This is a genomic window from Serratia sp. DFXYC6 (genome assembly GCF_057196085.1).
Map to the genome: position 1 here is coordinate 179518 of NZ_JBXUNV010000005.1, position 25822 is coordinate 205339.

General features: G+C 60.4%; 17 protein-coding genes. 14 read left to right on the top strand and 3 right to left on the bottom strand.

The window, feature by feature from the left end; genetic code table 11:
* Positions 1 to 5 precede the first annotated feature (5 nt).
* The 6 genes from bcsB to AC2CGQ_RS21895 all read left to right on the top strand — a co-directional run bounded on the left by bcsB (position 6) and on the right by AC2CGQ_RS21895 (position 12424).
* On the top strand, positions 6 to 2294 hold the full coding sequence (gene bcsB, locus AC2CGQ_RS21870) for a cellulose biosynthesis cyclic di-GMP-binding regulatory protein BcsB (protein ID WP_484593883.1): 2289 nt from the start codon (positions 6 to 8) through the stop codon (positions 2292 to 2294).
* 5 nt (positions 2295 to 2299) lie between these two features.
* Positions 2300 to 3412 (top strand): cellulose synthase complex periplasmic endoglucanase BcsZ, encoded by a 1113-nt coding sequence (gene bcsZ, locus AC2CGQ_RS21875; RefSeq protein WP_080062489.1) that lies wholly within the window; start codon positions 2300 to 2302, stop codon positions 3410 to 3412.
* Positions 3394 to 6867, top strand: a complete 3474-nt coding sequence (bcsC, locus tag AC2CGQ_RS21880) for a cellulose synthase complex outer membrane protein BcsC (protein ID WP_484593884.1) — start codon at positions 3394 to 3396, stop codon at positions 6865 to 6867. Before bcsZ ends, bcsC begins: the two co-directional genes overlap by 19 nt.
* A 227-nt stretch (positions 6868 to 7094) precedes the next feature.
* Positions 7095 to 9101: a biofilm formation regulator HmsP gene (gene hmsP / locus AC2CGQ_RS21885; protein ID WP_015376245.1), complete on the top strand. Its 2007-nt coding sequence runs from the start codon at positions 7095 to 7097 to the stop codon at positions 9099 to 9101.
* A gap of 273 nt (positions 9102 to 9374) precedes the next feature.
* Entirely contained in the window at positions 9375 to 10661 is a 1287-nt protein-coding gene (locus AC2CGQ_RS21890) for a dicarboxylate/amino acid:cation symporter (RefSeq protein WP_015376246.1), read from the top strand.
* A 260-nt stretch (positions 10662 to 10921) separates the two neighbouring features.
* The gene (locus AC2CGQ_RS21895; protein ID WP_031300297.1) at positions 10922 to 12424 is read left to right on the top strand and encodes a M16 family metallopeptidase; all 1503 of its coding nucleotides are present in this window, start codon (positions 10922 to 10924) and stop codon (positions 12422 to 12424) included.
* A 24-nt stretch (positions 12425 to 12448) separates the two neighbouring features.
* Here AC2CGQ_RS21895 and ppiC read toward each other — a convergent pair whose 3' ends face one another.
* Positions 12449 to 12730: a peptidylprolyl isomerase PpiC gene (gene ppiC / locus AC2CGQ_RS21900; protein WP_004934175.1), complete on the bottom strand. Its 282-nt coding sequence runs from the start codon at positions 12728 to 12730 to the stop codon at positions 12449 to 12451.
* A gap of 109 nt (positions 12731 to 12839) precedes the next feature.
* Here ppiC and rep point away from each other — a divergent pair, with 109 nt between their 5' ends.
* The gene (gene rep / locus AC2CGQ_RS21905) at positions 12840 to 14864 is read left to right on the top strand and encodes a DNA helicase Rep (RefSeq protein WP_004934177.1); all 2025 of its coding nucleotides are present in this window, start codon (positions 12840 to 12842) and stop codon (positions 14862 to 14864) included.
* 32 nt (positions 14865 to 14896) lie between these two features.
* Here the strand turns inward: rep and ppx are convergent, their stop codons facing one another.
* Positions 14897 to 16393 carry an exopolyphosphatase gene (gene ppx / locus AC2CGQ_RS21910; RefSeq protein WP_049278782.1) on the bottom strand — a complete coding sequence of 499 codons (1497 nt, stop codon included), beginning with the start codon at positions 16391 to 16393 and terminating at the stop codon, positions 14897 to 14899.
* A gap of 5 nt (positions 16394 to 16398) precedes the next feature.
* Positions 16399 to 17685 carry an ATP-dependent RNA helicase RhlB gene (gene rhlB, locus AC2CGQ_RS21915; RefSeq protein WP_015376249.1) on the bottom strand — a complete coding sequence of 429 codons (1287 nt, stop codon included), beginning with the start codon at positions 17683 to 17685 and terminating at the stop codon, positions 16399 to 16401.
* A 131-nt stretch (positions 17686 to 17816) separates the two neighbouring features.
* Between rhlB and trxA the strand changes: the two genes are divergently transcribed.
* From trxA to rffG, 7 genes are all read left to right on the top strand, one after another.
* Positions 17817 to 18143, top strand: a complete 327-nt coding sequence (gene trxA, locus AC2CGQ_RS21920) for a thioredoxin TrxA (protein ID WP_004934187.1) — start codon at positions 17817 to 17819, stop codon at positions 18141 to 18143.
* A 400-nt stretch (positions 18144 to 18543) separates the two neighbouring features.
* Complete coding sequence (gene rho, locus AC2CGQ_RS21925) at positions 18544 to 19803, top strand: transcription termination factor Rho (protein ID WP_004934188.1); 1260 nt, start codon at positions 18544 to 18546, stop codon at positions 19801 to 19803.
* A gap of 296 nt (positions 19804 to 20099) precedes the next feature.
* Positions 20100 to 21197, top strand: a complete 1098-nt coding sequence (wecA, locus tag AC2CGQ_RS21930; protein ID WP_004934192.1) for a UDP-N-acetylglucosamine--undecaprenyl-phosphate N-acetylglucosaminephosphotransferase — start codon at positions 20100 to 20102, stop codon at positions 21195 to 21197.
* Between the two features lie 20 nt (positions 21198 to 21217).
* Positions 21218 to 22270 (top strand): ECA polysaccharide chain length modulation protein, encoded by a 1053-nt coding sequence (gene wzzE, locus AC2CGQ_RS21935; protein ID WP_021505188.1) that lies wholly within the window; start codon positions 21218 to 21220, stop codon positions 22268 to 22270.
* 86 nt (positions 22271 to 22356) lie between these two features.
* Positions 22357 to 23487, top strand: coding sequence for a non-hydrolyzing UDP-N-acetylglucosamine 2-epimerase (gene wecB, locus AC2CGQ_RS21940; protein ID WP_004934198.1), 1131 nt, complete (start codon positions 22357 to 22359; stop codon positions 23485 to 23487).
* Complete coding sequence (wecC, locus tag AC2CGQ_RS21945; RefSeq protein ID WP_015376252.1) at positions 23484 to 24746, top strand: UDP-N-acetyl-D-mannosamine dehydrogenase; 1263 nt, start codon at positions 23484 to 23486, stop codon at positions 24744 to 24746. The genes wecB and wecC overlap by 4 nt, the downstream gene beginning before the upstream one ends.
* Positions 24743 to 25810 carry a dTDP-glucose 4,6-dehydratase gene (rffG, locus tag AC2CGQ_RS21950; RefSeq protein ID WP_015376253.1) on the top strand — a complete coding sequence of 356 codons (1068 nt, stop codon included), beginning with the start codon at positions 24743 to 24745 and terminating at the stop codon, positions 25808 to 25810. The genes wecC and rffG overlap by 4 nt, the downstream gene beginning before the upstream one ends.
* Positions 25811 to 25822: the final 12 nt, after the last annotated feature.

Below are 25822 nucleotides of genomic sequence, written 5' to 3' on the forward strand. Positions count from 1 at the left end.
ATACGATGACGAGAAAAATAACCTGGTTAACTGCTCTGGCCTTAGGCATCAGCACCCTGTCGCAGGCCGAAACCGCCACCGCGCCGACCGTGGCGGCCCAGCCGCCGATCGCCGCGGCGGCCGATACGGCGACCGCGCCGCAGGATCCGAATGCGCCGGTGCGCGACGTGTCGCTGCCGTTCGCGCAGATAGCGCCGCCGCCGGGCACCTTTGTTCTGCGCGGCACCCGGCCGGACGGGCAGATCGAATTCGGCGTGCGCAGCGATGAGGTGGTCTCGCAGGCGATGCTCGACCTGGAATTTACGCCGTCGCCGGCGCTGATCCCGGTCGAGTCGCACGTCAAGATCTACCTGAACGACGAGCTGATGGGCGTAACCACGATCTCCAAGGAGCAGTTGGGCAAGCCCAATCGCATCCAGATGGCGATCGATCCGCGCTATATCACCGATTTTAACCGCGTCCGGCTGGTGTTCGTCGGCCATTATCAGAACATCTGCGAAAACCCGGCCAGCACTTCGCTGTGGCTCGACGTCAGCCAATCCAGCGCGCTGAAGCTGCGTTTCCAGACGCTGCCGGTGAAAAACGAGCTGTCGCACTTCCCTGAGCCGTTCTTCGACAGCCGCGACAATCGGCCGCTGACGCTGCCGATGGTATTCGCCGGCCAGCCTGATCTCGCCCAGCAGCGCGCGGCGGGCATTCTGGCCTCCTGGTTCGGCAGCAAGGCGCAGTGGCGCGGGCAATCCTTCCCGACGCTGTACAATGCGCTGCCGGCGCAGCACGCGGTGGTGTTCGCCACCAACTCGCAGCGCCCGGATTTCCTGCGCGATTATCCGGCGGTCAACGGCCCGACGGTGGAGATGATCAGCCACCCCGACAATCCGTACGTCAAACTGCTGTTGATTCAGGGGCGTGACGACAACGATTTGATCACCGCGGTGAAGGGTATCGCGCAGGGTAACATTCTGTTCCGCGGCCAGAACGTGACGGTGGACAAGGTGGAACAGCTCGCGGCGCGCCAGCCTTACGACGCGCCGAACTGGGTGCGCACCGATCGGCCGATGACCTTCGCCGAGCTGCAGCAATATGCCGAACAGCTGCAAACCAGCGGCATCGAACCCGGCCCGATTTCGCTGACCATGAACCTGCCGCCGGATCTGTTCCTGATCCGCAGCACCGGCATCGACATGCACCTGAAATACCGTTATACCGCGCCGCGCATTCAGGACGGTTCGCGGCTGAGCGTCAGCCTGAACAACCAGTTCGTGCAGGCTTACTCGCTGGTGCCGGAACACGAGCAGGGCGCGCAGCTGCTGCGACTGCCGCTGACGCAGGGGCTGCTCGACTCCGACAGGAACGTCAGCATCCCGGCGTTGCGGCTGGGCGCCACCAACCAGCTGCGCTTTGACTTTGACTACACCACGCTGCTGGCCAGCGGCGCGGAAGGGCGCTGCGAAACCTACTCCTTCACGCAAAACCACGCGGTGATCGACGGCGCGTCCACCATCGATTTCTCCGGCTATCGCCACTTTATGGCGATGCCGGATTTGCGCGCCTTCGCCAACGCCGGCTTCCCGTTCAGCCGCCTGGCGGATCTGTCGCAAACGCTGGTGTTGGTGAACCAGAAACCGCAGCCGGCGCAGGTCAGCGCGCTGCTGAACGCGCTCGGCGTGATCGGCGCGCAAACCGGCTACCCGGCGCTGGCCTTTACGCTGAGCGACGACTGGTCGCAGGCCAAGGATCGTGACGACGATATCCTGATGATCGGCACCATTCCGCCGGCGCTGCGCGACGACAAGAAAATCAGCCTGCTGGTGGACGCCACTCAAAGCTGGGTGAAGCAGCCGACGCGCCAACCGCCGTTGCCGAGCGCGGAATTGCTGGCGGAGGACGCCAAGCCGGACAGCAAAACCACCGTCAGCTCCGAGGGCGCAATGTCGGCGATCATCGGCGTGCAATCGCCGTTCAACGATCAGCGCAGCATCGTGGCGCTGCTGGCGGACAGCCCGCGCGGCTATGAGTTGCTGAACAATGCCCTGCTGGACAGCGGCAAGCGCGCCGCGGTGTTCGGCTCGGTGGCGGTGATCCGCGAATCGGGGGTCAACAGCCTGCGCGTCGGCGATGTTTACTATGTCGGCCACCTGCCTTGGTGGGAGCGGCTGTGGTATGCCCTCTCCACCCATCCGGTCCTGCTGGCGGTGCTCGCGGTGGTGCTGGTGGTGATCCTGGGGCTGATGCTGTGGCGCGGCCTGAAGGCCTTCAGCCGGCGGCGTCTGGCGCCTGAAGATCGGGATTGACGGCGGTGAACGCGATGCTGCAACGCCTGTCGCTCGGCATGCTGCTGCTGTGCGCTTTCAGCGCGGCGGCGGCCTGCGAGTGGCCGGGCTGGCAACAGTACAAGCAGTTCTACATCAGCCCGCAGGGGCGGGTGATCGACCCGAGCAGCCCGAACAAAATCACCACCTCTGAGGGCCAGAGTTACGGCCTGTTCTTCGCCCTGGTGGCCAATGACCGGCCGACCTTCGACCAGCTGTTGACCTGGACGGAGAACAATCTGGCGGCGGGCGATCTCAGCGCCCGTTTGCCCGCCTGGCTGTGGGGCGAGAGCGACGATAAGCAGTGGAAGGTGCTGGACGCCAACTCGGCGTCGGACGCCGATCTGTGGATCGCCTACAACCTGCTCGAAGCCGGCCGCCTGTGGAAAAGCCGGCGTTATCAAACCCTGGGGACGCTGCTGCTGCAACGCATCGGCCGCGAGGAAGTGGCCGACATTCCCGGCCTGGGCCTGATGCTGCTACCGGGCAAAGTCGGGTTCGTGGCGGAAGATCGCTGGCGGCTGAATCCCAGCTACCTGCCGCCGCAGCTGTTGGCGCGTTTTGCGGCGCTGAACGGCCCATGGCGCGCGATGCGCGAGGTCAATCAACGGCTGTGGCTGGACACCGCGCCGCACGGTTTCTCACCGGATTGGGTGGTGTGGCGTGTCGGTGCCGGTTGGCAGCCGGACACCGTCAAGCCGAACGTCGGCAGCTACGACGCCATTCGGGTTTATCTGTGGGCCGGCATGCTGGCGGACGACGATGAACACAAGGCGGCACTGCTTGAACGCTTCCAGCCGATGGCGCAGTTCACTGCCAAACAGGGCGTTCCGCCGGAGAAAACCGATACCGCCAGCGGCAAAACCACCGGAGACGGCCCGGTCGGTTTCTCCGCTTCTGTGCTGCCGATGCTGGCGACGCAGGCTGAAGCGCTGGCGGTGCAGCGGCAGCGCATCAGCGAGCACCCGCCGGGTGACGACGCCTATTTCAGCGCTTCGCTGACGCTGTTCGGTCAGGGGTGGGATCAACAACGTTATCGCTTTAATCGTCAGGGTGAATTGCAACCCTCGTGGGACGGCCAATGCACAACTTCAAAATAAACTGGCTGAATTTGATTCCGCTGAGCCTGGCGATGCTGCCGCAGGCGCGCGCTGCGGAGGCCGTGGCCCCGGAACAGTGGCTGCTGGAACAGGTGCGCATTGGCGAGGCCGGCAACAAGGACGATCTGGTGCGCCAGTCGCTGTACCGGCTCGAGCTGATGGATCCGAACAACCCGGACGTGATCGCCGCGCGCATGCGTTTGGCGCTGCGGCAGGGCAACCTGGCGCTGGCGCAGCAGCAGCTGGACAAACTGAAAACCCTCGCGCCACAGTCCAGCGCCTATCGCCAGGCGCAAATGAACATGCTGCTGACCCAGCCGGAAACCCGGCAAAAGCTGCAGCAGGCGCGCCTGATGGCGACCGCCGGCCGGTTGCCGGAAGCCAAGGCGCAGTACGATGCGCTGTTTCACGGCGAGCCGCCGACGCTCGATCTGGCGGTGGAATACTGGCGGCTGGTGGCGCGTTTGCCGGGGCAGGAGGCGAAGGCGTTAAAGCAGCTGCAGGCGCTGGATCAGCAATATTCAGGCAATGTGGCGCTGCGTATGTCGCTGGCGCGTATGCTGTTCAGTCAGAACCAGGACGCGCAGGCCTATGAACTGCTGCAGAAGATCGCCGCCGATCCGGCCGGGCGCGGCGATGCCGCCGATCTGTGGCTGGACAAGGTCAAAGCGATGCCGGTCAGCGCGCAGAGCGTGGCGGCGCTCAACCGCTTCCTCGGCGTGTTCGACACTGGCGATCAGGCGACCAGCGCCCGCGAAGAGCTGGCCAGACAGCAGAAATTGTTGGCCGATCCGGCCTATCAGGCGCGGGTGCGCGGCCTGGCGCAGGTGGATAAAGGCGGCAGCCGGGCAGCCATTCCTGAGTTGCAAAAGGCGCTGGCGGCGGCGCCGAACGACGCCGAGGTGCTGGGGGCGCTCGGCCAGGCCTACTCGCGCGCCGGCAACCGCCCGCAGGCGCTGAAGCTGTTTCGCCAGGCGCTGGCGGCCGACAAGAACGGCTACGACAGCGGCAAGTGGCAGAGCCTGATCAAAAGCACCAGCTACTGGCTGGCGATCGACGAGGGCGACAAAGCGCTGAAGGCCGGCAATCTCGCGCTGGCCCGGCAGAAATATCAGCAGGCGCGTCAGCTCGACGACAGCGACGGCGACGCGTTCATCGGCCTGGGCGATGTGGCGGTGGCGAGCAAGGATGACGCCGCGGCGGAAGGGTTTTATCAGCAGGCGTTGCGACGCGATCCCGGCAACGGCAGCGCGCTGCGCGGCCTGGTGAATATCTATCAGCGCCAGTCGCCGGAAAAAGCGCTGGCCTACCTCAACGGCCTGCCGCGCAGCCAACAGGCCAAGCTGCGCAGCACCCTCGACGGACTGCGGCTCGATATGTTGAAGCAGCAGGCGGAGACGCTGGCGGCACAGCAGCAGTGGCGGCAGGCGGCGGAAATCTATCGCCGCGCTCAGCCGATGGATCCCGACGACGTCTGGCTGACCTATCGCTATGCGCAGGCGCTGCGTCAGGCCGGGCAGCCGCAGCAGGCAGACGCTCTGTTCCGGCAGCTGGCGCAGCGCCAACATGCCAATCCGCAGCTGACCTACGCCTATGCGCTCTATCTTTCCGGCAGCGATCGCGACAGGCAGGCGCTGGCACAACTCAATACGCTGCCTGCGGCACAGTGGAACGACAACATGCGCGAGCTGGCGCAGCGGCTGAAAATGCAGGCGGTAATCGAGCATGCCGAACGGCTGCGGGCGGCCGGTGACGAACCGGCGGCGGAAGCCTATCTGCGCCGGCAGCCGGCGGACACGCGCATCGATTTACTGCTGGCCGATTGGGCACTGGCGCGCGGGGAGTATGCGGCGGCGCTGGACGACTATCAGCGGGTGAAACGGCGTGAGCCGAACAACCCGGATGCGCAGCTGGGCGAGATCGAAGCCTATGTGGCGCAGGGGGATCTGGACGCGGCGCGTCAACGGCTTAAAACCGAACCGCAGCCACAAGACGCTTCGCTCAACAGCCAGCGGCGAGTCGCCAACGCCTGGGGGGCGGTCGGCGATCCGCAGCAGGCCGAAGCTATCTTCGACCGACTGAAAACGGCGGCGGCTTCGGAGCCCGTCGGGCAGAGCAAGGCGCTGGTTTACCGTGACGCCGCCCGGCTGGAGCGGGCTCAGCAACAGCCTGAGCGGGCGCAGCAGGATTACCGCCAGGCGATGGTGGCCAGCGGCATCACGCCGACGCTGCCGCAGGATAATGACAGCTACACCTATTTGACGCGCAATAATCCGAGCGACGACTGGCTGAAACGCGGCATCCGCTCCGACGCCGCGGATCTGTATCGACAGCAAGACGTGAACGTCACGCTCGATCACGATTACTGGCGCTCGAGCGGCACCGGCGGCATTTCCGACTTCAACGCGCACGATACCATGCTGCAGGTGGACATGCCGCTGTATGACGGGCGCGCCTTCTTGCGCACCGACACCGTGCAGCTGGATGCCGGCCGCTTTTCGACCGACGGCAGCGGCAAATACTACGAAACCTTCGGCACCTGCCACACGCAAGGGTGCCGCGGCGATGAACACCAGAAAACCACCGGCACCAGCGTGGCGGCCGGTTGGAAAAACGATCGCTGGGCCGCCGATATCGGCACGACGCCGATGGGCTTCGAGGTGGTCGACTGGAGCGGCGGCCTGGCCTACAGCGGCGACTGGAACCACATCGGCTGGACGCTGGCGGCCTCGCGGCGGCCGATCTCCAGCTCGCTGCTGGCGTTCGGCGGCGCCAAAGACCCGAATACCGGCATCACCTGGGGCGGCGTGCGCGCTACCGGCGTCAGCCTGAGCGCCAGCTACGATCGCGGCGAGGCGAACGGCGTCTGGGCCGATCTCAGCGCGCACCAGATTACCGGCAAGAACGTGGCGGACAACCAGCGGCAGCGGTTGATGGCCGGTTACTACTACAAGCTGATCAACGAAGACAATCGCCGCCTGAGCGTCGGGCTCAATACCATGCTGTGGCACTACCAGAAGGATTTGAGCGGCTATTCGCTGGGGCAGGGCGGCTATTACAGCCCGCAGCAATATCTGTCGCTGTCGTTACCGGTCAACTACCGCCAGCGCACCGAGAACTGGTCGTGGGAGCTGGGCGGTTCGGTTTCGCTGTCCCATTCGAAAACCGACAGCCAGCGCCGCTATCCGCTGCAGGGGCTGATCCCGGATTCGTTGCCCGATAAGTTCGCCGTCGAGGACGGCAGCTCTTCGAGCGGCGTCGGTTATACCCTGCGGGCGATCGTCGAACGCCGTCTCAGTTCGCACTGGACGCTCGGCGCCGGCATCGATATTCAACAGGCGAAGGACTATACGCCGAGCCACGCGTTGATTTATCTGCGTTATTCCCTGGCCGGCTGGCAAGGGGATCTCGATTTGCCGCCGCAGCCGCTGACGCCATACGCCGACTTCAAGTAGCCGGGAGGGGAAGATTCGGAGTGTCGGACACCGGGGAGTTTTGTTACCCTGTGTCCGGGTCGCGTTTGTCCGCTTTAGGAAAAGACTGAAACCCGCGATTTTCTTGGTTTTGCCTGCGGCATAGCCAGATAAAAACAGCCGATGATCGAGTATACTCAGCCCGGTTCGAGGGGGCGGGTGAGAGTCAGCCCCCTTTTTGTTTCAGCCCGATTTCACGGAGAGCAGGTTTGCGGGTCAGGCGTTCGTTAACGATTAAGCAGATGGCGACAGTGTCCGGCGTGGCGCTGGTCACGATCTGCATTTTTATCGTGATCCAGTTATTCCACTTTGTGCAGCAGCGCAGGGATGACTACGCCCAGCAACTGGAGAATATCGCTCATTCCGTGCGCCAGCCGCTGGCGGAAGCGGTGCTGCGCATGGACGTGCCGGAAGCCAAAAAGGTGCTGAACACGCTGTTGCCGGTCGGCATTCTCAGCCGGGCGGATATCGTGTTGCCGAACGAGTTTCAGGCGCTGCACGCCAATTTCCCGCCGGAGCGGCCGGTGCCGACGCTGATCGCCCGGCTGTTTGAACTGCCTATCCAAATTTCCGTGCCGCTCTATTCGCTGGAGCGGGTGCCCGCCAACCAGCAGCCGCTGGCCTATCTGGTGCTGCAGGCCGATTCGTTCCGCATGTACCAGTTTATCCTCAGCATTTTGTCGACCATGCTGTCGACCTACCTGCTGCTGGCGCTGATCCTGTCGGTGGCCATCACCTGGTGCATGAACCGGTTGATGGTGCATCCGCTGCGCGCGATGGCCAAAGAGCTGGAGAACATCTCGCAGGACGAAGCGCCCTATCACCAGCTGATGCTGCCGGCGCTGCACCAGGACGACGAGCTCGGCCTGCTGGTGCGCAATTACAACCGCAATCAACAGACGCTGGCCAAGGCGCATGCCGATATGAGCCGCCTGAGCACCCGCCACCCGGTGACCGAACTGCCGAATCCTGCATTGCTGAACGCGTTGCTGGAACAGCATATCGCCTCCAGTCTGCGCCCTGAGCGTTTTAACCTGCTGGTGATCGGCATCGAGACGCTGCATGAAGCGTCTGGCGTGATGAGCCCGGCGATGCGTGAAGCGCTGCTGCTGGCGCTGGCGAAGAAGCTGCGCGGCTGCATCGACGAAAACGGCGTGCTGGCACAGTTGAGCAATACCGAATTCGCCATTCTGGCCAAGGGCATTGAGCGGCCGTTCCACGCCATGCAGCTGGCGCGGCGCATCATGGCGGAGATCAATGCGCCGTTGACGCTGGAAGGTCTGGCGCTGCGGCCCAACGCCAGCATCGGCATCGCGCACTACCTCAATCAGGGGGAGAGCGCGGAACAGCTGCTGCGCAGCGCCACCTCGGCAATGATGTCCGCGCACCGCGAAGGAAAAAATCAGATCCTGTTCTTCGAACCCAGCCTGACGGAACGCACGCAGAAGCGGCTGACGCAGGAGAGTGAGATCCTGCACGGCATCGAGCAGCGGCATTTCACGCTGTTCCTGCAGCCGCAGATCGACATGCAGTCCAACGAGGTGATCGGCGCCGAAGCGCTGCTGCGTTGGCAACAGTATGACGGCAGCTATACCCTGCCGGCCGACGTTATCCCGCTCGCGGAAGAGCTGGGCGTGATCGTGCCTCTCGGCAACTGGGTGCTGGAAGAGTCTTGCCGTATCCTGGCGGACTGGCAGCAACGCGGCATTGCGCTGCCGCTGGCGGTTAACGTTTCCGGTATTCAGATGCAGGATGAAGCGTTCGTCCCGCATCTGAAAAACCTGCTGGCGCAGTATCGGATCGATCCGCGCAAGCTGCTGCTGGAGATCACCGAGACGGTACGCATCGACGATCTCGATCGCGCCCTGGCGCTGCTGCGCGAGTTGCACGACCTGGGGCTGTCGATCGCGCTGGACGACTTCGGCATGGGCTACTCCAGCCTGGAGTACCTCAACCGCTTGAAATCCCTGCCGATCGATTTGATTAAGATCGACCGCAGTTTCATTCAGGGGCTGCCGGGCGACGATGCGATGGTGCGCATCGTCAGTTCGATCTCCGAAGTGCTGGCGTTGCCGGTGATGGCCGAAGGCGTGGAAAACGCCGAACAGCGCGACTGGCTGCTGCAGCACGGCATTCGCAGTGGGCAAGGATTCCTGTTCGCTCGGCCGCTGCCGCGCGAAGCGTTCGAAGCCGAGTTTTGCCGCGCGGCGCCGTGAGCGTCGCGATACCTTTCCGGTACTTTTCCTCGTCCGAAAATCGCCATTCTTTATCTACCTCTTTTGCGTTAGTGCAAACAAAGGCTTACGCAATTTTCAGCTTTGCACCCCGACTGACGCGTTTCAGCTCTTAAATTCACATCAACCCCACACGGTGGGTGCAACAAATTATTTCCATGTTGTTAAGTGGGTGTTATTTTCCGCGCAAGCGATGAACAGGCTGGATTTTTAGACTGCTGCCTGGTGCGTGTCTTCCCCCCATAGGATGTTCATATGAAAACAACGATCTTTAAGAGCCTCTATTTTCAGGTGCTGACGGCGATCACGCTGGGTATCCTGCTTGGCCATTTCTACCCTGACCTTGGCGCCGAGATGAAACCTCTGGGCGATGGCTTCGTCAAACTGATCAAGATGATCATCGCGCCGGTGATCTTCTGCACCGTGGTGACCGGCATCGCCGGCATGGAAAGCATGAAGGCGGTGGGGCGCACCGGCGCCATCGCGCTGCTGTATTTTGAAATCGTCAGCACCATTGCGCTGATTATCGGCCTGGTGATCGTCAACCTGGTGCAACCGGGCGCCGGCATGAACGTCGATCCCGGCACGCTGGACGCCAAAGCGGTGGCGATCTACGCCGAGCAGGCGCAGCAGCAGGGCATCATTCCGTTCCTGCTGGATATCATCCCCGGCAGCGTGATCGGCGCGTTCGCCAGCGGCAACATTCTTCAGGTGCTGCTGTTCGCGGTACTGTTCGGCTTCGCCCTGCATCGTCTGGGCGACAAAGGGCAGCTGATCTACAACGTGATCGACAGCTTCTCGCGGGTGATTTTCGGCATCATCAACATGATCATGCGCCTGGCGCCGCTGGGGGCCTTCGGCGCCATGGCGTTTACCATCGGTAAATACGGCGTCGGCACGCTGGTGCAACTCGGCCAGCTGATCGTGTGCTTCTATATCACCTGCATCCTGTTCGTGGTGGTGGTGTTGGGCAGCATCGCCCGCGCCAACGGCTTCAGCATCTTCAAATTCGTCAACTACATCAAAGAAGAGCTGCTGATCGTGCTGGGAACCTCGTCGTCCGAATCCGCGCTGCCGCGCATGCTGGATAAAATGGAGAAGTTGGGCTGCAAGAAATCGGTGGTGGGTCTGGTGATCCCGACCGGATACTCCTTCAACCTGGATGGCACCTCTATCTACCTGACCATGGCCGCGGTGTTTATCGCTCAGGCGACCAACACCCACATGGATATCATGCATCAGATTACCCTGCTGGTGGTGTTGCTGCTCTCCTCCAAAGGGGCGGCGGGCGTGACCGGCAGCGGCTTTATCGTTTTGGCCGCCACCATCTCCGCCGTAGGCCACCTGCCGCTGGCCGGCCTGGCGCTGATCCTCGGCATCGACCGCTTTATGTCGGAAGCCCGCGCGCTGACCAACCTGGTGGGCAATGGCGTGGCGACCGTGGTCGTGGCCAAATGGTGTAATCAACTGGATGAGAAACAGCTGAAAGACACCCTGAACAACAAAAACACCGGCGCGGACAAAACGCTGCCTTCCGCCTGATTTCGGCTGTAAATCACCGGCCGCAGCCGCGGCCGGTGAGCTTCTTCCCCTGCCTCGTAACGATTTTTTGCATTAAAAACCCCGCAATCTATTATTTTTCACTCTAATGAGTGACATCCGCAAAGGCGCGCGGTCTAACACGATGGTACACTTTCTGCTTTCCGCCCCACTGTGAAACTCAGGGCGTATTTTTATGATTCCATTGAATGGAATACACGCATTTGCATAAGAAATTGGATAGTCATTAAGTAGGGGTTCACATGCAGGGCACCAGAATTCATCTTATAGTTGGTGGGCTGCTACTGGCGGCAGCCAGTAGCAGCGTGCAGGCTGAAGCACTACAACCCGATCCTGCCTGGCAGCAGGGGGCGCTGGCCAACGGGTTTTCATGGCAGATTCTCGATACGCCGCAGCGGCCAAGCGACCGCGTGGAACTGCGGCTGATCGTCAATACCGGCTCTCTGGTGGAGTCTTCGCAGCAGACCGGTTTCGCCCATCTGCTGCCGCGGCTGGCGTTGGCGCGCAGCGAAAGCTTTACCGCGCCGCAGCTGCGCGCCCTGTGGCAACAGAGCGTGGATAACGAGCGGCCGCTGCCGCCGGCGATCATCTCGTATGATTTCACCATGTATAACCTCAGCCTGCCGAACAACCGGCCCGACCTGCTGAAAGAAGCGCTGGCCTGGCTGGCGGACACCACCGGCAAACTGGCGATCGACGAGCATACGGTGCACGCGGTGATGAATTCCAGCATCAATCCGGTCGGCACTTTCCCGCCCAATACCCAAGATGCCTGGTGGCGTTATCGCCTGAAAGGCTCGACGCTGCTGGCGCACGATCCGGCGCAGCCGGCGAAACGGCCGGTCAACCTTGAGCAGTTGAAGAAATTCTATCAGCAGTGGTACACACCGGACGCCATGACGCTGTTCGTGGTCGGCAAGGTTGACAGCCGCAGCCTGGGCGAGCAGATCAACAAGGCCTTCTCGCCGCTGCAGGGCAAACGTGAAACCCCGGCCCCGATGCCGACCCTGACGCCGCTGCCGCAGCAGCCGGTGAGCCTGATCAGCGAGCAGGTGAAACAGGATACGCTGTCGATCATGTGGGATTCGCCGTGGCACCCGATTCGCGATTCGCAGAGCCTGCTCCGTTACTGGCGTGGCGATCTCGCCCGCGAGGCGCTGTTCTGGCATCTTCAGCAGACGCTGGAAAAAAGCGACCAGAAGAGCCTGCATCTGGGCTTTGACTGCCGCGTGCAGTACCAGCGTGGGCAGTGCGCCATCCATCTGGATACGCCGAACAACAATCTGAACGGCAGCCTGGGCTTTATCGCCCGCGAGCTGGCCAACGTGCGTGATAACGGTCTGTCGAAAGAGGAATTCGATGCGCTGCTGGCGCAGAAAAACGATCAGCTGAGCAAGCTATTCGCCACCTACGCCCGCACCGATACCGACGTGCTGATGAGCCAGCGCCTGCGTTCGCAGCAGAGCGGGGTGGTGGATATCGCGCCAGAGCTGTATCAGAAATTGCGCCAGGAATTCCTGGCCAGCCTGACGCTGGAGACGCTGAATCAGGCGCTGAAGCTGCAGCTGTCTCAGGAGGCGACCCTGGTGCTGATGCAGCCGAAGGGCGAGCCGGAAATGAGCATGAAGCAGCTGCAGGAAACCTATGACGGCATCATGATGCCGGCGCCGGCGGTGGTGACGGAAGAAGCCAAACCGGCCGACACCGCGGTGGCTGCGCCGGCGACGGACGCCGGCGCGCAGTAATTCGCAGCAGGGGGCGCAGGCCCCCTAGTTGCGGTACAGCACCTTGATGATGTGGTAACCGAACTGGGTTTTGACCGGGCCGTAAGGTTTGAGCAGCGGTATGCTGAACACCGCTTTATCGAACGCCGGCACCATCGCGCCCTTGTTGAATTCGCCCAGCGAGCCGCCGTTGCGTTTTGACGGGCAGCTCGAATATTTGCGTGCCAGCGTGTCGAAGCTGACGCCGCGCTTCAGCTTGGCCAGCAGCTCGTTGGCCAGCTTTTCATTGTCTACCAGAATGTGCAGGGCGCACGCCGTTTTTGCCATGGTATTGCCTTTGTCGATGCGAAAATTGCGCTGATTATACCCGCTAAATCTCATCGGCGCTTTCTGCTACAATTCCCTTCCACGTTTTACAGTTGAGCAAGCCAGCACCATGCGATTAAACCCCAGCCAACAACAAGCCGTCGAATTCGTTACCGGGCCCTGCCTGGTGTTGGCCGGCGCCGGTTCCGGCAAGACGCGCGTTATCACCAACAAGATAGCCCACCTGATCCACCACTGCGGCTATCAGGCGCGGCACATCGCCGCCGTGACCTTTACCAACAAGGCCGCACGCGAGATGAAAGAGCGCGTGTCGCAAACCCTGGGGCGCAAAGAGGCGCGCGGGCTGATGATTTCGACCTTCCATACCCTGGGGCTGGAGATCATCAAGCGTGAATACGTGGCGTTGGGGATGAAGTCCAACTTCTCGCTGTTCGACGATCAGGATCAGCTGGCGCTATTGAAAGAGCTGACCGAAAAGTGGCTGGAAAGCGACAAAACGCTGGTGGCGCAGCTGATTTCGACCATCTCCAACTGGAAAAACGACCTGATCGATCCCCAGCGGGCGGCAGAGTTGGCGCGCTCGGAACGCGACAAGCTGTTCGCCCACTGCTACGGTCTTTACCACGCCCATATGCGGGCGTGCAATGTGCTGGACTTCGATGACCTGATCCTGCTGCCGACGCTGCTGTTGCAACGCAACGAAGAGGTGCGCGAACGCTGGCAGCAGCGCATCCGCTATCTGCTGGTGGATGAGTATCAGGATACCAACACCAGCCAATACGAGCTGGTGAAGCTGCTGGTGGGCAACCGCGCGCGCTTTACCGTGGTGGGCGACGACGACCAGTCGATCTACTCCTGGCGCGGCGCGCGGCCGCAGAACCTGGTGTTGCTGAAGGAAGATTTCCCGGCGCTGCAGGTGATCAAGCTGGAGCAAAACTACCGTTCCAGCGAGCGCATTTTGAAGGCGGCCAACATTCTGATCGCCAATAACCCACACGTGTTTGAAAAGCGGCTGTTTTCTGAGCTGGGGTATGGCGAAGAGCTGAAGGTAGTGACCGCCAACAATGAGGATCACGAAGCCGAGCGGGTGGTAGGGGAGCTTATCGCCCACCACTTCGTGAAAAAGACCAATTACGGCGACTATGCGATCCTGTACCGCGGCAATCACCAGTCGCGGGTGTTTGAAAAGATGCTGATGCAGAACCGTATCCCGTACAAGATTTCCGGCGGCACCTCGTTCTTCTCGCGCCCCGAGATCAAGGATCTGCTGGCTTACCTGCGCGTGCTGACCAACCCGGAAGACGACAGCGCCTTTCTGCGCATCGTCAATACCCCCAAGCGTGAGATCGGCCCGGCAACGCTGCAGAAGCTTGGCGAGTGGGCCAACCAGCGCAACAAAAGTTTGTTCCATGCCAGCTTCGATCTGGGGCTGAGCCAGCACTTGACCGGACGCGGGCTGGAATCGCTGCAGCGCTTCACCCATTGGCTGGGCGGCATCGCCCAGCAGGCGGAACGTGAGCCAGTGGCGGCGGTGCGCGATCTGATCCGCGGCGTGGATTATGAGAGCTGGCTGTTTGAAACCTCGACCAGCCCGAAGGCCGCCGAAATGCGGATGAAAAACGTCAACACGCTGTTCGGTTGGATGACGGAAATGCTGGAAGGCAACGATCTGGACGAGCCGATGACGCTGACCCAGGTCGTGACGCGCTTCACCCTGCGTGACATGATGGAACGCGGCGAAAGTGAAGAGGAGCTGGATCAGGTGCAGCTAATGACGCTGCACGCCTCAAAGGGGCTGGAGTTCCCTTACGTGTTCTTGGTGGGCATGGAAGAGGGGCTGCTGCCGCACCAGAGCAGCATCGACGAAGACAATGTCGATGAAGAGCGGCGTCTGGCCTATGTAGGGATCACCCGCGCGCAAAAAGAGCTGATTTTCACCCTGTGCCGCGAGCGCCGTCAGTACGGCGAGCTGGTGCGGCCGGAGCCGAGCCGGTTCCTGCTGGAGCTGCCGCAGGACGATTTGGCGTGGGAAACCGAACGCAAAGTGGTGAGCCCGCAGGAGCGGATGCAGAAGGGGCAGAGCCATCTGGCCAATATCCGCGCCCAGCTGGCCAAGGCCAAAGGCGGGAATTAAAAAGAAAGGGCGCGATTCGCGCCCTGGTCATGTCAACGTTGTTCTTCCAACCGCAGCGTCCAGTGGACGTAGCTCTGCCAGTGGCTTTCCTGCTCCAGCGCCTCGGCGCGCAGCGGATGCTGTTCCAGCCAGCCCGGCGGCAAGATCACCGTCAGTTCATCGTCCTGATTGGCGCGTAACCGCACCGCCGGCAGCGTGTCGTCGCGGCGGCGGCTGGCGAAGATGATCGCCAGGCGCAAAATGCGGCACAGGCGCTGCGCAGTGCGCGGCGGCAGGGCGTTTTGCTGGTTCAACAGCGACAGGTCGAGGGTGTTGCTCTGATTTTGCAGCAGGGTGGCCAGCAGTTTTTTCTGCGCCGGGGTAAAGCCGGGTAAGTCCAGGTGGCGGATCAGGTAGGCGGCGTGTTGCGGCGCCTGCTTGAAATCGACGCTGAGGCCGAGTTCGTGGATCAGGCTGGCGCTGTGCAACAGCTCGCGACATCGCGCATCCAGCTGCCACTCGTTGGCGACCTGCTGGGAGAAGTTGGCGGCGAGCTGGCTGACGCGTTCGGCCTGCTCGGTGTCGATCAGGTAGCGGCGCTGCAGGTTGCGGATGGTGCGGATGCGAATATCCTGCTCCACCGGCAGATGCAGCATGCCGTAAACCAGACCTTCACGCAGCGCCCCGCCGGCCAGCATCATGCTCTCGATGCCCAGCTCCTGGAAGATGGCCAACAGGATGGACAGGCCGCTCGGGAACACCAGCGCGCGCTCCAGCGTCAACCCTTCGATCTCCAGCTCTTCCAGCTTGCCGCACTGAATGGCGCGCTGTTTCAGCTGGCGCAGTTTGGGCAGGGTGATGCGCTCATCCATGCCCTGCGCCACCATGATCTCCTGCAGCGCTTGCACGGTGCCGGAAGCGCCGACGCAGATCTGCCAACCTTGCTGGCGCAATTGCGGTGCGATCGGCCGCACCATTTCGCGCGCGGCCTGTTCGGCGCGCTCGAAGTTTTCTTGCCCAAGGTTGCGATCGCTGAAGTAGCGTTCCAGCCAGGTGACGCAGCCCATCGACAGGCTATACAGCTGCGTTGCCTGTGCGCCGCTGCCGGTGACCAGTTCGGTGCTGCCGCCGCCGATGTCGACGACCAGCCGACGATCCGGCCCGCCGGTGGTGTGCGCGACGCCGTGATAGATCAGCCGTGCCTCTTCTTCGCCGCTGATCACCTGTACCGGGCAGCCGAGGATTTGCTCGGCGGCCTGCAGGAACTCATCGGCGTTGGACGCCAGACGCAGCGTGGCGGTGGCGACGACGCGGATCTGCTCGCGTGGTATGTCCTGCAGGCGTTCGGAGAACAGCCGCAGGCACTGCCAGCCGCGTTGCATGGCCTCATGCGACAGGTGATTGTTCTGATCCAGCCCGGCCGCCAGGCGCACTTTGCGCTTGATCCGCGCCAGAGTCTGAATGCTGCCGGCCACCTCGCGCACTACCAACATGTGGAAGCTGTTGGAGCCGAGATCGATGGCAGCATAAAGCGTGCTGGAACTGAGCATGGCGATCAGCTCGAACGTTTACGGTTGTTGCGCGGCGCGCCGCCGCGACGTGGCGCGGAGTTGCGACGTGGGCCGTTGCCGCCGCGCGGACGCGACAGGCGCTTCGGCGCCGGCAAATCGGTCAGCAGCGCATCGCTGTTGTACTTGCTCACCGGAATGCTGTGGTCGATATAGGTCTCGATCGCCGGCAGGTTGAGCGCATACTCTTCACACGCCAGGCTGATGGAGTGGCCGCTGGCGCCTGCGCGGCCGGTACGGCCGATGCGGTGCACGTAGTCTTCGCAGTCGTCAGGCAGATCGTAGTTGAAGACGTGCGTGACGGAAGGGATGTGCAGACCGCGCGCGGCGACGTCGGTGGCGACCAGAATATCGAGATTGCCTTTGGTGAAGTCGTCGAGGATGCGCAGGCGTTTTTTCTGCGCCACGTCACCGGTCAGCAGGCCCACGCGGTGACCGTCGGCGGCCAGATGGCCCCAGATGTCTTCGCAGCGGTGCTTGGTGTTGGCAAAGATGATGGCGCGATCCGGCCACTCTTCTTCGATCAGCGTCTGCAGCAGACGCATTTTTTCTTCGTTGGACGGGTAGAACAGCTCTTCTTTAATGCGGTGGCCGGTTTTCTGTTCCGGTTCCACTTCAACATATTCGGCGTTGTTCATCTGCTCGAAGGCCAGTTCGCGTACGCGATAGGACAGGGTAGCGGAGAACAGCATGTTCAGGCGTTGATCGGCCGCAGGCATGCGGCGGAACAGCCAACGGATGTCTTTGATAAAGCCAAGATCGTACATGCGATCGGCTTCATCCAGCACGACGACCTGCATCGCGCCGAGATCGACATAGTTCTGTTTGGTGTAATCGATTAAACGGCCGGTGGTGCCAATCAGAATGTCCACGCCGCTTTCCAGCACCTTCAGCTGTTTGTCGTAGCCGTCGCCGCCGTAGGCCAGGCCCAGTTTCAGGCCGGTGCTCTGGGAGAGCGCTTCCGCATCGGAGTGGATTTGCACCGCCAGTTCACGCGTAGGCGCCATGATCAAGGCGCGCGGCTGATTGGTCTGGCGATCCTGTTTCGCCGGGTGAGTCAGCAAATAGTGAAAAGTAGACGCCAAAAACGCCAGCGTCTTTCCGGTACCGGTTTGCGCCTGACCTGCAACGTCACGCCCGGAGAGCGTGAGCGGCAATGCTAACGCCTGGATGGGCGTGCAATTGTGAAACCCTTTTTTCTCAAGGGCTTCAAGGACTAACGGGTGCAGGGCGAAGTCGGAAAACTTCTGTTCGGTCAAGTGTGTTTTGCTCATAGTGTGGTAGAATATCAGCTAACTATTGCTTTACGAAAGCACATCCGTTGAAATAAACGCGGTGCAATAAAATCACCTTGAGTTGGTTAATGCTACACCAACAAGGTAGACATAATCCTGTGGAGTAGAACATGAGCGATAAAATTATTCACCTGACTGACAGCAGCTTCGAAGCTGACGTGCTGAAAGCGGAAGGGCCGATCCTGGTCGATTTCTGGGCTGAATGGTGTGGGCCGTGCAAGATGATTGCTCCGATTCTGGATGAGATTGCCGAAGAGTTCGAAGGCAAACTGACCATCACCAAGCTGAATATCGATCAGAACCCGGCTACCGCGCCTAAGTACGGTATCCGTGGCATCCCTACGCTGTTGCTGTTCAAGAACGGTGAAGTGGCCGCGACCAAGGTTGGCGCGTTGTCCAAAGGTCAGCTCAAAGATTTCCTGAACGCGAATCTGTAATCGGGCGGGAAGCCCAGTATCAGGCGCCTGGCGGTGATGTTCAATTCACCGCTAGACGCCTGCCAAGAAGCGTGTTAAGTTTAACCACACTGCATATAGAACTTGCCCGAAGTTTTAAATCTAAAGAGTTTGAATCTAAAGCTATACTCTGTGTCGAATCACTGGCGTTGAAAGTAAACTGAACTCAGCCCGTGTTTTGGCAATCAAACGGTTTTGCAAAAATCATTTTTAAGGTACCTTCGATCTTCAACCGTCAATGCGTGCGCCCGATGTAAGCCATTTCTTACCGCGACGGCTCTGCGCCCGGTGATCGAACGTCCAGTAAACAGGCACGCATTTCGCTGCCATACCATTCACGATACAAGTTCGAGACATACCCCGAGTTTAAGAACCCACCACTATGAATCTTACCGAATTAAAGAATACGCCGGTTTCTGAGCTGATTACTCTCGGCGAAAATATGGGGCTGGAAAACCTTGCCCGTATGCGCAAGCAGGACATTATCTTCTCCATTCTGAAGCAACATGCGAAAAGCGGAGAAGATATCTTCGGCGACGGCGTGCTCGAGATATTGCAGGATGGATTCGGTTTCCTCCGCTCTGGAGACAGTTCCTACCTCGCCGGTCCCGACGACATCTACGTATCCCCTAGCCAAATCCGCCGCTTCAACCTCCGCACTGGTGACACCATTTCCGGTAAGATTCGTCCGCCAAAAGAAGGCGAGCGCTATTTTGCACTGTTGAAAGTCAACGAAGTCAACTACGACAAGCCGGAAAACGCCCGCAGCAAGATCCTGTTCGAGAACTTGACGCCGCTGCACGCCAATTCTCGTCTGCGGATGGAGCGCGGCAACGGCTCGACCGAAGACCTGACGGCGCGCGTACTGGATCTGGCGGCGCCTATTGGCCGCGGCCAGCGTGGCCTGATCGTGGCACCGCCGAAAGCCGGTAAAACCATGCTGCTGCAGAATATTGCGCAGAGCATTGCCTACAACCACCCAGACTGCGTGCTGATGGTGCTGCTGATCGACGAACGTCCGGAAGAAGTGACCGAGATGCAGCGCCTGGTGAAAGGCGAAGTGATCGCCTCGACCTTCGACGAGCCGGCTTCGCGTCACGTGCAAGTGGCCGAAATGGTGATCGAGAAGGCCAAGCGCCTGGTTGAGCACAAGAAAGACGTGATCATTCTGCTCGACTCCATCACCCGTCTGGCGCGTGCCTACAACACCGTGGTACCGGCCTCTGGCAAGGTGCTGACCGGTGGTGTGGACGCCAACGCCCTGCATCGTCCGAAGCGTTTCTTCGGTGCGGCGCGTAACGTGGAAGAGGGCGGCAGCCTGACCATCATCGCGACCGCGCTGGTTGATACCGGTTCGAAGATGGACGAAGTGATCTACGAAGAATTTAAAGGTACCGGCAACATGGAATTGCATCTGGCGCGTAAAATCGCCGAGAAACGCGTATTCCCTGCGATCGATTACAACCGCTCCGGTACCCGTAAAGAAGAGCTGCTCACCACTTCCGAAGAGCTGCAGAAAATGTGGATCCTGCGCAAAATCATTCACCCGATGGGTGAGATTGACGCGATGGAGTTCCTCATTAATAAGTTGGCGATGACCAAAACCAACGATGAATTCTTCGATATGATGAAACGCTCATAATTCGTTAAAAAATTCGCTGAACGCCACGCCTAGTCGTGGCGTTTTTCGCTTTTGGCGGATACGATAAGTAGCAGTAATGGAAAAGTAAGTTGTTTCCTCGACTTATTGAGAATTCATCTTGTTTGTCGGTCGGCCCGGTGCCGGTCGGCTTTGCTGCTGTCGTTTTGTCAGCCGATGCGAAGAAAATAGGCATGAATCACCGTTGTCATAGGAAATGACCGAAAGGTGGCGGGGGTCGATGGCACAAGCTATTGCCCGTGGTAAGCTGCCTTATCTTCTACAGAGATCTGTTAACTGTGAACTTACTCACTATGAGTACTGAAATTCTATTTGTTTTCCTGTTTTCTTTGGCTTTTCTCTTTGTTGCCCGCAAGGCGGCAAAACGTATTGGTCTGGTAGATAAACCCAATTATCGCAAACGCCATCAGGGGTTGATTCCGCTGGTCGGCGGTATTTCCGTTTATGCCGGGTTGTGCTTCGCGTTTTGGATTTCCGAACAACCTATCGCGCACGCCAAGCTTTATCTCACCTGCGCCGGCATTCTGGTGTTTGTGGGCGCGCTCGACGATCGTTTCGACATCAGCGTTAAAATCCGCGCCCTGGTGCAGGCGCTGGTCGGCATCGCCATGATGGTGTTCGCCGGTCTGTATCTGCGCAGCTTCGGCCATGTGCTGGGTGACTGGGAGATGCTGCTGGGGCCGTTCGGTTATCTGGTGACGCTGTTCGCGGTATGGGCGGCGATCAACGCCTTCAACATGGTCGACGGCATCGATGGCCTGCTGGGTGGGCTGTCGTGCGTTTCCTTCGGGGCGCTGGGCCTGCTGCTGTACCTGAGCGGCCATCATGAGCTGGCGTTCTGGTGCTTTGCGATGATCGCCACCATCGTTCCCTATATTTTGCTCAACCTCGGCATCCTCGGCCGCCGTTATAAGGTGTTTATGGGGGACGCCGGCAGCACCCTGATCGGCTTTACTGCCATTTGGCTGCTGCTGCAAAGCTCGCAGGGTAAGGCTCACTCGATCAACCCGGTGACCGCGCTGTGGATCATCGCTATTCCGCTGATGGACATGATAGCAATCATGTACCGTCGTTTACGCAAGGGGATGAGCCCCTTCTCTCCCGATCGTCAACATATTCACCACCTGATCATGCGCGCCGGCTTTACGCCGCGGCAGGCTTTCGTGTTGATCACCCTGGCGGCCGCATTGCTGGCGGCGGTGGGCGTGATCGGCGAACGCCTGACTTTTATCCCTGAGTGGGTTATGTTGGCATTATTTTTGCTTGCTTTCTTCCTGTACGGTTACTGCATCAAGCGCGCCTGGCGGGTTGCGCGGTACATTAAGCGTATCAAGCGCCGGCTGCGGCGTTCGAGCGATAACAAGCAAGTATCTTAACCAGAGGCTTTTTGGCTGTGATGAATCCAGAAACAACGTCTGACAAGCATACCCCGGCGGTGGATAACGAACTCGATATCCGCGGCCTGTGCTGCACCCTGTGGCGCGGCAAACCGTGGATTATCGGCATTGCGGTGCTGTTCGCGGCGGTCGCGCTGATCGTTTCTTACCTGGTTAAGCAAGAGTGGAGCGCGACCGCAATCACCGACAAACCCACGGTGAATGCGCTGGGTGGTTACTATTCCCAGCAGCAGTTCCTGCGCAATCTGGACGTGCGCACGCTGCCGGCGATGGCCGGCGATCAGCCGAGCATCGCGGATGAAGCGTACAATGAGTTCATCATGCAGCTGGCGGCTTACGACACGCGTCGCGATTTCTGGCTGCAGAGCGATTACTACAAACAGCGTCAGGAAGGGGATGCCCGCGCCGATGCGGCATTGCTCGACGAGTTGATCAATAACATCCTGTTCACGCCGCGCGACGACAAAAAAGTCCCGAACGACGGCGTGAAGCTGACGGCGGAAACCGCCGCAGACGCCAACCGCCTGCTGCGCCAATATGTGGCCTTCGCCAGCCACCGCGCTGCCCTGCATCTGAACGAAGAGATTCAGGGGGCGTGGGCCGCTCGCACTACTTCGATGAAGGCACAGGTCAAGCGCCAGGAAGCGGTGGCGGAGTCGGTTTACAAGCGCGAGCTGAACACCACGCAGCAGGCGTTGAAAATCGCCGAAAGCCAGGGGATCAGCCGCACGCAAACCGACACCCCGGCAGAACAGTTGCCGGATTCGGATCTGTTCCTGCTGGGCCGGCCAATGCTGCAGGCGCGTCTGGAAGGCCTGCAGGCCTCCGGCCCGACCTACGATCTGGATTACGATCAGAATCGCGCAATGTTGGCGACGCTGAACGTTGGCCCGACGTTGGATGAGAAGTTCCAGACCTATCGTTATTTGCGCACGCCGGAAGAGCCGGTAAAACGCGACAGCCCGCGCCGGGTATTCTGGCTGATTCTGTGGGGCGCGATGGGCGCTTTGGTTGGCGCGGGTGTTGCCTTGGCGCGTCGGCCGCGTAGTTAAAAAATAATATAATAATCTGATGCAGGGCGCGTGAGCGCCCCATTCGCAGGCGGGGCCTGCGATTAACCGACCAAAAGAGATTCGCTGTGAAAGTGTTGACTGTTTTCGGCACCAGACCTGAAGCCATTAAAATGGCACCGCTGGTACATGCACTGGCCCAGGATGAGGCCTTTGAAGCAAGAGTCTGCGTAACGGCACAGCATCGTGAGATGTTGGATCAGGTATTGCGGTTGTTCGAGATCACGCCGGATTACGACCTGAACATCATGAAACCCGGCCAGGGGCTAACGGAAATCACCTGTCGCATCCTGGAAGGGCTGAAAGGGGTGCTGGAAGACTTCAAACCGGACGTGGTGCTGGTGCACGGCGATACCACCACCACGCTGGCGACCAGTCTGGCAGCGTTCTATCAACGCATCCCCGTCGGGCATGTCGAGGCCGGGCTGCGTACCGGCAATCTGTATTCTCCCTGGCCGGAAGAGGCCAACCGAAAACTGACCGGCCATCTGGCGATGTACCACTTCGCGCCGACCGAGAACTCGCGCCAAAACCTGCTGCGCGAGCTGCTGCCGGACAACCGTATTTTTGTGACCGGCAATACGGTGATAGACGCGCTGTTCTGGGTGCGCGATCGCGTGATGAGCGATGCTGCGCTGCGCGCCAGCCTGGCGCAGCGTTACCCGTTCCTCGATGCCGACAAAAAACTGATTCTGGTCACCGGCCATCGCCGGGAAAGTTTTGGCGGCGGTTTTGAGCGGATTTGCAGTGCGCTGGCGGAGATCGCCCGCAGCCACCCGGAAGTGCAGGTGGTGTACCCGGTGCATCTCAATCCGAATGTCAGCGAGCCGGTGAATCGCATTTTGAAAGGCATCGACAACGTCATGCTGATCGAGCCGCAGGATTATTTGCCGTTTGTCTATTTGATGACCCACGCTTACATGATCCTGACCGACTCCGGCGGCATTCAGGAAGAGGCGCCCTCGTTAGGCAAGCCGGTGCTGGTGATGCGCGACACCACCGAGCGCCCGGAGGCGGTAGATGCGGGCACGGTGCGCCTGGTCGGCACCGATGTGGCCAAAATTGTTGAAGCGGTGACCCGGCTGTTGACGGACGAAAGCGAATATCACGCGATGAGCCGGGCGCATAACCCATACGGCGACGGGCATGCCTGTCAGCGTATCCTCGAAGCTTTAAAGAATCATCAGGTGACACTATGAGTTTTGACACTATTTCGGTTATCGGCCTGGGTTATATCGGCTTGCCAACGGCGGCGGCGTTTGCTTCCCGCAAGAAAAAAGTGGTGGGCGTAGATGTTAACCAACATGCGGTAGATACCATTAACCGCGGCGCGATCCATATCGTCGAGCCGGATCTGGACAAAGTGGTCAAGGACGCCGTCGACGGCGGTTTCCTGCGGGCGGTGACCAAACCGCTGGCGGCCGATGCGTTCCTGATCGCGGTACCTACGCCGTTCAAGGGCGATCACGAGCCGGATCTGGCTTATGTCGAAGCAGCGGCGAAATCGCTGGCGCCGGTGCTGAAAAAAGGCGATCTGGTGATCCTGGAGTCCACCTCGCCGGTGGGCGCCACTGAACAAATGGCGGACTGGTTGGCGCAGGCGCGCAGCGATCTCAGCTTCCCGCAGCAAGCGGGCGAAGCGGCGGACGTGAATATCGCCTACTGTCCGGAGCGCGTGTTGCCGGGGCAGGTGATGGTAGAGCTGATTCAAAACGACCGAGTGATCGGCGGCATGACGCCGAAGTGCTCGGAACGAGCCAGCGCGCTGTACAAGATTTTCCTCGAGGGGGAATGCGTAGTCACCAACTCACGCACTGCCGAGATGTGCAAGCTGACGGAAAACAGCTTCCGCGACGTGAATATCGCCTTTGCCAACGAACTGTCGTTGATTTGCGCCGAACAGGGGATCAACGTCTGGGAACTGATCCGCCTGGCGAACCGCCATCCGCGGGTGAATATTCTGCAGCCGGGGCCGGGCGTAGGCGGTCACTGCATCGCCGTCGATCCGTGGTTTATCGTGGCGCAAAACCCGCAGCAGGCGCGTTTGATTCACACCGCACGCCTGGTGAACGACGGCAAACCGCTGTGGGTGGTCGACCGGGTGAAAGCGGCGGTGGCCGATTGCCTGGCCGCCACCGACAAGCGCGCGTCCGAGGTGAAAATCGCCTGCTTCGGCCTGGCCTTCAAACCGAATATCGACGATTTGCGTGAAAGTCCGGCGGTGGAAGTGGCGCACCTGATCGCCGAATGGCACGTCGGCGAAACGCTGGCGGTGGAACCGAACGTCGAACAGTTGCCGAAGTCGCTGGCGGGCCATGTGACGTTGACGCCAATCGCTGAGGCGTTGCAGCAGGCCGATGTGATTGTGATGTTGGTCGATCACCAACAGTTCAAGGCCATCCGGCCGGAAGAGATCAAGCAAAGCTGGGTGGTGGATACCAAGGGAGTCTGGCGTTGAAGCGTATCTTAGTCACCGGCGGCGCCGGTTTCATTGGCTCCGCAGTGGTGCGGCACATCATCGAAGCCACCGGCGACAGCGTGGTGGTAGTGGATAAGCTGACCTATGCCGGTAACCTCGAGTCGCTGGCGGTGGTGGCCGACAGCGAGCGCTATGCTTTCGAGCAGGTCGACATCTGCGATCGTGCCGAGCTGGACCGGGTATTTGCCCGCTATCAGCCGGACGTGGTGATGCACCTGGCGGCGGAAAGCCACGTCGATCGTTCTATCGACGGCCCGGCGGCGTTTATCGAGACCAACGTGGTTGGCACTTACACGATGCTGGAAGCGGCGCGCCATTACTGGCAGCCGTTGGCGGCGGAGAAGAAGCAGTCTTTCCGCTTCCATCATATCTCCACCGACGAAGTGTACGGCGACCTGCACGGCACCGACGATCTGTTCACCGAAACCACGCCGTATGCGCCGAGCAGTCCGTATTCCGCCTCCAAGGCATCGAGCGATCATCTGGTGCGTGCCTGGTTGCGCACCTACGGTTTGCCGACCCTCGTGACCAACTGTTCGAACAACTACGGCCCTTATCACTTCCCAGAGAAGTTGATTCCGTTGGTGATCCTGAATGCGGTAGCCGGCAAACCGCTGCCGGTATACGGCAACGGCGCGCAGGTGCGTGACTGGTTGTATGTTGAAGATCACGCGCGCGCGCTCTATCAGGTCGTGACCGAAGGCGTGGTAGGCGAAACTTACAATATTGGTGGCCATAACGAGCGCAAGAATATCGAAGTGGTGCAGACCATTTGCGATCTGCTGGAAGAATTGGCGCCAAATAAACCGCAGGGCGTGACGAACTACCGCGATCTGATCACTTACGTGAAGGATCGCCCAGGCCACGATATGCGTTACGCCATCGACGCCGGCAAAATCGATCGCGAGTTGGGCTGGCGGCCGCAGGAAACGTTTGAAAGCGGCATTCGCAAGACGGTCGCCTGGTATTTGGCTAACGAAACCTGGTGGCGCCGGGTGCAAGACGGTTCTTATGCCGGTGAGCGTTTGGGGTTGTCAGATTAATTTAACGCCGCG

Excerpts from the sequence above, each read along its gene's own strand:
- bcsB (WP_484593883.1), top strand. The coding sequence starts at position 6 with ATGACGAGAAAAATAACCTGGTTAACTGCTCTGGCCTTAGGCATCAGC.
- bcsC (WP_484593884.1), top strand. The coding sequence starts at position 3,394 with ATGCACAACTTCAAAATAAACTGGCTGAATTTGATTCCGCTGAGCCTG.
- AC2CGQ_RS21890 (WP_015376246.1), top strand. The coding sequence starts at position 9,375 with ATGAAAACAACGATCTTTAAGAGCCTCTATTTTCAGGTGCTGACGGCG.
- AC2CGQ_RS21895 (WP_031300297.1), top strand. The coding sequence starts at position 10,922 with ATGCAGGGCACCAGAATTCATCTTATAGTTGGTGGGCTGCTACTGGCG.
- ppiC (WP_004934175.1), bottom strand. The coding sequence starts at position 12,730 with ATGGCAAAAACGGCGTGCGCCCTGCACATTCTGGTAGACAATGAAAAG.
- rep (WP_004934177.1), top strand. The coding sequence starts at position 12,840 with ATGCGATTAAACCCCAGCCAACAACAAGCCGTCGAATTCGTTACCGGG.
- ppx (WP_049278782.1), bottom strand. The coding sequence starts at position 16,393 with ATGCTCAGTTCCAGCACGCTTTATGCTGCCATCGATCTCGGCTCCAAC.
- rhlB (WP_015376249.1), bottom strand. The coding sequence starts at position 17,685 with ATGAGCAAAACACACTTGACCGAACAGAAGTTTTCCGACTTCGCCCTG.
- trxA (WP_004934187.1), top strand. The coding sequence starts at position 17,817 with ATGAGCGATAAAATTATTCACCTGACTGACAGCAGCTTCGAAGCTGAC.
- rho (WP_004934188.1), top strand. The coding sequence starts at position 18,544 with ATGAATCTTACCGAATTAAAGAATACGCCGGTTTCTGAGCTGATTACT.
- wzzE (WP_021505188.1), top strand. The coding sequence starts at position 21,218 with ATGAATCCAGAAACAACGTCTGACAAGCATACCCCGGCGGTGGATAAC.
- wecC (WP_015376252.1), top strand. The coding sequence starts at position 23,484 with ATGAGTTTTGACACTATTTCGGTTATCGGCCTGGGTTATATCGGCTTG.